Raw genomic sequence first — 6,565 nt, forward strand, 5'->3', positions numbered from 1 at the left:
ATCAACAAATGTAAAGCGCCCACACTTCGCCCTGTCCCGAGCCCACCGGCTCTCAACGAAGTCCCTGGAGTCCATCATGAGCGTTCCTTCCTTTGGCGTCGGCACCTTCCGCCTGACCGGCCAGACCGTCATCGACTCGGTGCGCAACGCCCTCGACGTTGGCTACCGTGCAGTCGATACCGCGCAGATCTATGGCAACGAAGCCGAAGTCGGCCAGGCCATCGCCGAATCCGGCGTCCCGCGCGACCAGCTGTTCCTGACCACCAAGATCTGGGTGGACAACTACGCTGCCGACAAGCTGATCCCGAGCCTGCGCGACAGTCTGGCCAAGCTGCGCACCGACTACGTCGACCTGCTGCTGATCCACTGGCCGGCGCCGGGCAATGGCGTTGAACTGCGCGAGTACATGACCGCGCTGGCCGAAGCCAAGACGCTGGGCCTGACCCGCCAGATCGGTGTGTCCAACTTCAACATCGAGCTGACCCGGCAGGCCATCGAGGTGGTCGGTGCCGGCGAGATCGCCACCAACCAGATCGAACTGAGCCCCTACCTGCAGAACCCGGCACTGACCGCCTTCCTGCAGGACCAAGGCATCACCGTGACCTCCTACATGACCCTGGCCTACGGCAAGGTACTGAAGGATCCGGTGCTGGCCGCCATCGCCGACAAGCACCAGGCCACCGTGGCCCAGGTCGCGCTGGCGTGGGCGCTGCAGCGGGGCTACTCGGTCATTCCGTCCTCGACCAAGCGCGAGAATCTGGCCAGCAACCTGCTCGCCCAGGACCTGCACCTGGATGCCGATGACATGGCCGCGATCGCTGCACTTGACCGCAACGGCCGCGAAGTCGATCCGCCGGGCCTGGCCCCGGCCTGGGACTGAGGAGCCTCGCCATGGGCAGTGCGTTGGCGCGGCTGCAGGCCGGTGGTTTCAGCATCGGCATCGAAGCACCGCTGGACAATGACTGGACGCCGCTGGGCGAACAGGCACGACGCGCCGCACGACGCCTGCCCGGTGAACCGGACCTGCAGCGCCATGCGGAACTGGCACGGTTGGCCGACCGCCTCGGCTTCCGTGCGCTGTGGGTGCGCGACGTGCCGGTGTATGACCCGGCCTTCGGCGATGCGGCGCAGGTGTTCGAGGTGTTCAGTTACCTCGGCTACCTGGCCGGCATCACCAATGACATCCTGCTGGGCACCGGTGCGGTGGTGCTGCCGATCCGTGAGCCGTTGCTGACCCTGAAGTCGGCGCGCAGCGTGCAGCGGCTCAGCGGCGACCGCCTGTTGCTGGGCGTGGCCAGTGGCGATCGCCCGGTGGAATACCCGCTGTTCGGCCGCGACTTCGACAGCCGGGGCAGCCGTTTCCGCGAGCAGATCGCATTGCTGCGCGAAGGCGCCGCCGCGCACCTGCCGCAGGGCCTGGACGTGCTGCCCGCCGATGGCCCGGCCCTGCCGTTGTTCGTGGCCGGCCTGGCCCAGCAGCAACCGGCATGGATCGGCCAGCACATGGACGGTTGTCTGGCCTACCCGGGCACGCCGGAGGACCATGCGCAACGCGTGGCGGCGTGGCGCGCCGTGGCCGGCAACAAGCCGTATGCCAGCTTCATCCACCTGGACCTGGTGGCCGATGCCGATGCCCCCCTGCAGCGCTGGCGCTTCGGCCTGCGTGGCGGCCGCAACGCCCTGCTGGCCGAGCTGCACGCCATGCAGGCGGCCGGTGTCGACCACATCGGCCTGCAGTTCCGCCGCAACGAACGGCCGTTGGCCGAGACCTTCCACGAAATCGCCGAGCACGTGCTCCCGCACTTCCCGGCCCATGCCGGCGCCACCGCGACGGCCTGACAGTTACCGGAGCTTTGCCATGAAGATGAAGACCCTGGCCGCGCTTGCGCTGGCCACCCTGCCGCTGTCCTTCCAGGCCACCGCCGAGGAGTGGTATCCCTCTGCCTACGGCGCCAACGACGAGATCGGCGCGGCCAACCTGCTCACCGCTGACGTTGTCAAGCACTCGGTCTCGCTGGTCAGGACCGGCAAGACCTATCCGCTGGCGGTGCCGGTGGACAAGAACCTGCCCGCGTTCCGCCACCGCAGCTTCCGCCTGTACAACGTGCAGGTCGGCCAGCAGGCCGGCAAGTCGCTGGGCCCCAACAAGTTCACCTTCAACGATGAACTGGTGAACGCCTGGACCGGCGTTGGCACCCAGCTCAACGGCATCGGCCATATCGGCATCGACAACGTCTACTACAACGGCAACAAGGCCGCCGACTTCGTCACCGTGGACGGCGTGCGCAAGCTCGGCGTCGAGAAGGTGCCGCCGATGGTCACCCGCGGCGTCGTGCTGGACATGACCGCGTACTACGGCAAGGCGATCGTGCCCGGCGGCACCGAGTTCACCGTGGCAGACATCCAGGCCGTGCTGAAGAAGCAGGGCCTGAGCCTGCGCAAGGGCGACGTGGTGCTGTTCAACACCGGTTGGCTGGAACTGATCGGCAAGGACAACACGCAGTTCCTGGAAGTGGAGCCGGGTATCGGCATGGAGGCCGCGAAGTGGCTGGCCGACCAGGGCATCGTCGCCTTCGGTGGCGACACCTGGGCCTCGGAGGTCTACCCGAACCCGAACGGTGCCGAGGAGTTCCCGATCAACCAGTACATGCTGGCCAAGCGCGGCATCTACAACCTGGAGCTGATCGACAGCCGTGCCCTGGTGCGCGACAAGGCCTGGGAATTCCTGTTCGTGCTCGGCCAACCGCTTTACGTCGGCTCCACCCAGGTCAACATCAACCCGGTGGCGATCCGATGAACACCGCCGCTGATCTTCCCGTGTTCGCCGGCCGCCGCTTCCGCGTCAGCTATGACGGGCTGGCCGCCGACAATGTCTACAGCGCCGATGGCCGCCACGTGCAGTACGCCATCGTCTCCGGCGCCTATGCCGGTGCGCAGGGCGAAGCCGCCTGTGAGTGGCAGCGGATCAGCGAAGGGGTCTATGCCATTTCGTGGCAGGAAGCCGATGGCGCTACGGTCGTACATGTCGACGATTTCGTGGGTGGGCGTTCGCTGGCCTGGTTCACCGCCACCGATGGCAGTTTCCATCGCATGCAAGGGCCGCTGGCAGCGCTGTGATGCCGGCCAGCGGCCGGCACCACCTGTGAGTGGACGGAACATTACAGATCGGTAATGTTCGGGTCAGGGCGGCGAAAGGCGCCGCCCTCCACTCTGCGGGCCACTTCCTCCAAAGGTGTCCCGCGCATGACCCGTTCACTTCGCCGCTCCGCCTCCCTGGCGCTTCTCCTGTCCGGCCTCGCGGTTGCGCCGCTGGCGCTGGCCCATCCCAGCCTGGTGCGTTCGACGCCGGCGGCCGACGCCACCACAGCCCCGGCGACCGAGATCACGCTGCAGTTCAGTGAGAAGGTGATGCCGCGTGCCACCCGCGTCGAACTGAGCATGGACCATGGCCGCATGAAGATGGCCATGCCCACCACCGCACAGGAGCTCTCCGATGATGGCCACACGCTGCGCGCGCGTTTCGCCAAGCCGCTGCCCGCGGGCAGCTACGCACTGCAATGGCGCGCGGTCGGCCAGGACAGCCACCCGATCACTGGTACGTACCGCTTCACCGTGAAGTAAGGCTGCCGTCGTGGCCGAGCTCTCGCCATATGCGCTGCGGCTGGCGCTGTACCTGCTGCTGATGCTGCTGTTCGGGCGGATGCTGTTCGTCCGTCCGCGGCTACCGCGCGGCGTCTCGCTGGCGCTCGCCCTGATCGCGTTGGCCGTGGTGGTCACCGATGCCATCACCCGCTTGTCCGGTGTGCTCGGCATCGCGCCGGCCGACATCGACCCTGCAACGGCGCACTGGTTCCTCACCGGCACGCCGGTAGGTGAAGCCGGCCTGCTGCGCACCGTGGCGGTGCTGGCGATGCTGCCCCTGCTGGCATCCGCCACGCCGCTGGGTGGACCGCGGCGCGTGGCGCTGCTCGCGTTGTCCGGAATGGCCCTCGCCAGCCTGTCCTGGAACGGCCACGCCGCTGCGGGCGATGGGTTCGGTGGCAGGATGCGGCTGGTGGCCGGCATCGTGCACCTTCTGGCCGCCGGCGCTTGGGTCGGCGCGATCGCCGCCTTCCTGCAGTTGGCGCTGCGTCCGCAGGGCCTGCGCCTGCGCGAACGCACCCGGGAGCTGTGGCAGGCCGCCCACGGCTTCGCCCTGCCCGGCACGATCATCGTCGCCCTGCTGGCGATGACCGGCACCTATACCTATGTCGATCTCGGCGGTTCCTTACAGACCCTGACCGGCGCCGCGCATGGACGCTGGCTGCTGCTCAAGCTGGCACTGGTGGGTGGCATGCTGGGCCTGGCCGCGCTGCATCGCTGGCGGCTGGTGCCGGCGCTGGCGGTCTCCATCCGTGGCGGCTGGCAACCCAGGCCGCTGCGCTCGCTCCGCCAAAGCCTGGCCTGCGAATCGCTGCTGGCGCTGCTGGTGCTGGCCTGCGTCGCGGTGCTTGGCACGCTGGACCCACTGGCATGACCAATCCGTTCCGGTACGGGCCCAAGCTGCGATGATGGGCGCATCATGAAACTGCTGATCGTCGAAGACGAACCCAAGACCGGCAACTACCTGAGCCAGGGGCTGATCGAGGCCGGCTACGTGGTCGATCTCGCCTGCAACGGCGTCGACGGGCTGCACCTGGCCGGCAGCGGCGAGTACCAGTTGGTCATCCTGGACGTGATGCTGCCCGGCCTGGATGGCTGGAACGTGCTGTCGCGGCTGCGCGAGGCCGGCTGGCAGGTGCCGGTGCTGTTCCTGACCGCGCGCAGCAGCATCGCCGACCGCGTGCAGGGCCTTGAGCTGGGCGCCGACGACTACCTGGCCAAGCCATTCGCCTTCGCCGAGCTGCTGGCGCGGGTGCGCACCCTGCTGCGTCGCGGCCAGGCGCAGCCGCAGGCCGAGCGCATCGTCATCGCCGACCTGGTGGTGGACACCCTGCGCCGCCGGGTTGAACGCGGCGGCCAGCGCATCACCCTCAGCCAGAAGGAATACACCCTGCTGGAGCTGCTGGCGCGCCGACGCGGCGAAGTGCTGCCGCGCTCGTTGATCGCTTCGCAGGTGTGGGACATGAATTTCGACAGCGACACCAACGTGATCGACGTGGCGATCCGCCGCCTGCGCGCGAAGATCGACGATGACTTCGATGCCAAGCTGATCGTCACCGTGCGCGGCATGGGCTATGTGCTGGAGGCGCCGGACGACGGTGCAGTGCACAGCGGATGAGCCTGCGCCGTTCCATCGCGGTGCGGCTGACGCTGCTGTTCGCCATCGTGGCCACGCTGGTGCTGGCCGCGTTGGGCGTGGCGATCTATGTCAGTGCCCGCCACGACCTGGTCGCCCAGGACTTCGTCGAACTGGAAAACAAGGTCGCGTTGATCCGTGACCTCGCCGATAACGGACCTGCGTCCACACGCGGGAAGCGCTTGGCAGAGGCGCTGGGCCATCATCCGGACATCGCCTTCCACATTGTTGATGGGCGTGGCGCGGTGCTGTTCTCGACCGCACCGGCGCTGCTGCGCGAGCATGCACGCAGCCAGCCGATCGACGCCGCGCCACGGCGGCACGACTGGATCCTCGCCGATGGCCGCTGCATGCATGCCCTGCACCTGCGCCAGACCCTGGCCGACGGCAGCCAGGTGGTCACCCTGCTGGCCATCGATGACGACCGCCATGCCGATTTCCTGCAGCGTTTCCGCCACCTGCTGGCGATCGCGATCATCGGCGCCGCCGTGGCCAGCAGCCTGCTCGGCGGTTATGTGGTGCGGCGTACGCTGCGGCCGCTGCGCACGCTGGCCGATGAGGCCAGGCAGATCACCGCCGGTCGCCTGCAGCGCCGCCTGAGCGCGCGCAGTGCACCGGCCGAACTGGAGCAGTTGGCGCAGACCCTCAACGGCATGCTGGCACGCCTGCAGCAGGACTTCGCGCGGCTGACCGAGTTCTCCGGTGATCTCGCCCACGAGTTGCGCACCCCGATCACCAACATGATGACCCAGGTGCAGGTGGTGCTGGCGCACCCGCGCAGCAACGAGGCCTACCGCGAGACGCTGGCGTCGTGTGCCGAGGAACTGCAGCAGCTGGCGCAGACCGTGGGCGACCTGCTGTACCTGGCGCAGGCCGAGGCGCCGGGCGCGCTTCCCTCACGCGAGCCGGTGGCGCTGGATGGGGTGGTGGATTCGCTGCTCGAGTTCTACGACCTGCTGGCCGAGGACCGGCAGTTGACCCTGCGCCGCGAAGGTGTGGCGAGCGTGGAAGGCAACCGCTTGATGCTGCACCGGGCGATTGCCAACCTGCTGTCCAACGCGTTGAAGCACGCAGCCGTGGGCAGCGAAGTGCGGGTGCGGCTGGTCGAGGCCGATGGCGTGTGCAGGGTCAGCGTGCACAACGTCGGCACGCCGATTTCCGCCGAAGCGCTGCCGCGCCTGTTCGATCGTTTCTACCGCGGCGAGCGTGGCCGCCACGAAGGTGCCGGACTGGGCCTGGCGATCACCCGCGCGATTGCACAGGCGCACGGCGGCAGCGTGAGTGTTG

The 6,565-nt window shown here is 68.1% G+C and carries 8 protein-coding genes; all 8 read left to right on the top strand.

Going from position 1 to position 6,565, the window contains the following annotated elements; translation table 11 throughout:
• Nucleotides 1–76 precede the first annotated feature (76 nt).
• A complete protein-coding gene (gene dkgB / locus N5J73_RS19255; RefSeq protein ID WP_005409837.1) occupies nt 77–880 on the top strand; it encodes a 2,5-didehydrogluconate reductase DkgB in 804 nt (267 codons plus the stop codon).
• 11 nt (nt 881–891) lie between these two features.
• Nucleotides 892–1,839, top strand: a complete 948-nt coding sequence (locus N5J73_RS19260; protein ID WP_049448059.1) for a TIGR03571 family LLM class oxidoreductase — start codon at nt 892–894, stop codon at nt 1,837–1,839.
• Nucleotides 1,840–1,858: 19 nt separating this feature from the next.
• On the top strand, nt 1,859–2,797 hold the full coding sequence (locus tag N5J73_RS19265; protein ID WP_080354914.1) for a cyclase family protein: 939 nt from the start codon (nt 1,859–1,861) through the stop codon (nt 2,795–2,797).
• Nucleotides 2,794–3,117 carry an adenylate cyclase gene (locus tag N5J73_RS19270; RefSeq protein ID WP_049448058.1) on the top strand — a complete coding sequence of 108 codons (324 nt, stop codon included), beginning with the start codon at nt 2,794–2,796 and terminating at the stop codon, nt 3,115–3,117. The genes N5J73_RS19265 and N5J73_RS19270 overlap by 4 nt, the downstream gene beginning before the upstream one ends.
• Before the next feature lie 126 nt (nt 3,118–3,243).
• Nucleotides 3,244–3,621, top strand: coding sequence for a copper homeostasis periplasmic binding protein CopC (copC, locus tag N5J73_RS19275; RefSeq protein WP_049448057.1), 378 nt, complete (start codon nt 3,244–3,246; stop codon nt 3,619–3,621).
• Between the two features lie 10 nt (nt 3,622–3,631).
• On the top strand, nt 3,632–4,516 hold the full coding sequence (copD, locus tag N5J73_RS19280) for a copper homeostasis membrane protein CopD (protein ID WP_049448056.1): 885 nt from the start codon (nt 3,632–3,634) through the stop codon (nt 4,514–4,516).
• Nucleotides 4,517–4,561: 45 nt separating this feature from the next.
• Nucleotides 4,562–5,260, top strand: coding sequence for a heavy metal response regulator transcription factor (locus tag N5J73_RS19285; RefSeq protein WP_049448055.1), 699 nt, complete (start codon nt 4,562–4,564; stop codon nt 5,258–5,260).
• Nucleotides 5,257–6,565 (top strand): heavy metal sensor histidine kinase (locus N5J73_RS19290; RefSeq protein WP_279941298.1); only part of this gene is annotated, 1,309 nt, incomplete at its 3' end. The genes N5J73_RS19285 and N5J73_RS19290, both read left to right, overlap by 4 nt.

The sequence above is a fragment of the Stenotrophomonas sp. GD03654 genome, from assembly GCF_029845105.1.
In the GTDB taxonomy this organism is placed as follows: Bacteria; Pseudomonadota; Gammaproteobacteria; order Xanthomonadales; family Xanthomonadaceae; genus Stenotrophomonas; species Stenotrophomonas africana.

Bases quoted from the DNA above. Each gene is read 5' to 3' on its own strand.
- dkgB (WP_005409837.1), top strand. From the start codon at position 77: ATGAGCGTTCCTTCCTTTGGCGTCGGCACCTTCCGCCTGACCGGCCAG.
- N5J73_RS19260 (WP_049448059.1), top strand. From the start codon at position 892: ATGGGCAGTGCGTTGGCGCGGCTGCAGGCCGGTGGTTTCAGCATCGGC.
- N5J73_RS19265 (WP_080354914.1), top strand. From the start codon at position 1,859: ATGAAGATGAAGACCCTGGCCGCGCTTGCGCTGGCCACCCTGCCGCTG.
- N5J73_RS19270 (WP_049448058.1), top strand. From the start codon at position 2,794: ATGAACACCGCCGCTGATCTTCCCGTGTTCGCCGGCCGCCGCTTCCGC.
- copC (WP_049448057.1), top strand. From the start codon at position 3,244: ATGACCCGTTCACTTCGCCGCTCCGCCTCCCTGGCGCTTCTCCTGTCC.
- N5J73_RS19285 (WP_049448055.1), top strand. From the start codon at position 4,562: ATGAAACTGCTGATCGTCGAAGACGAACCCAAGACCGGCAACTACCTG.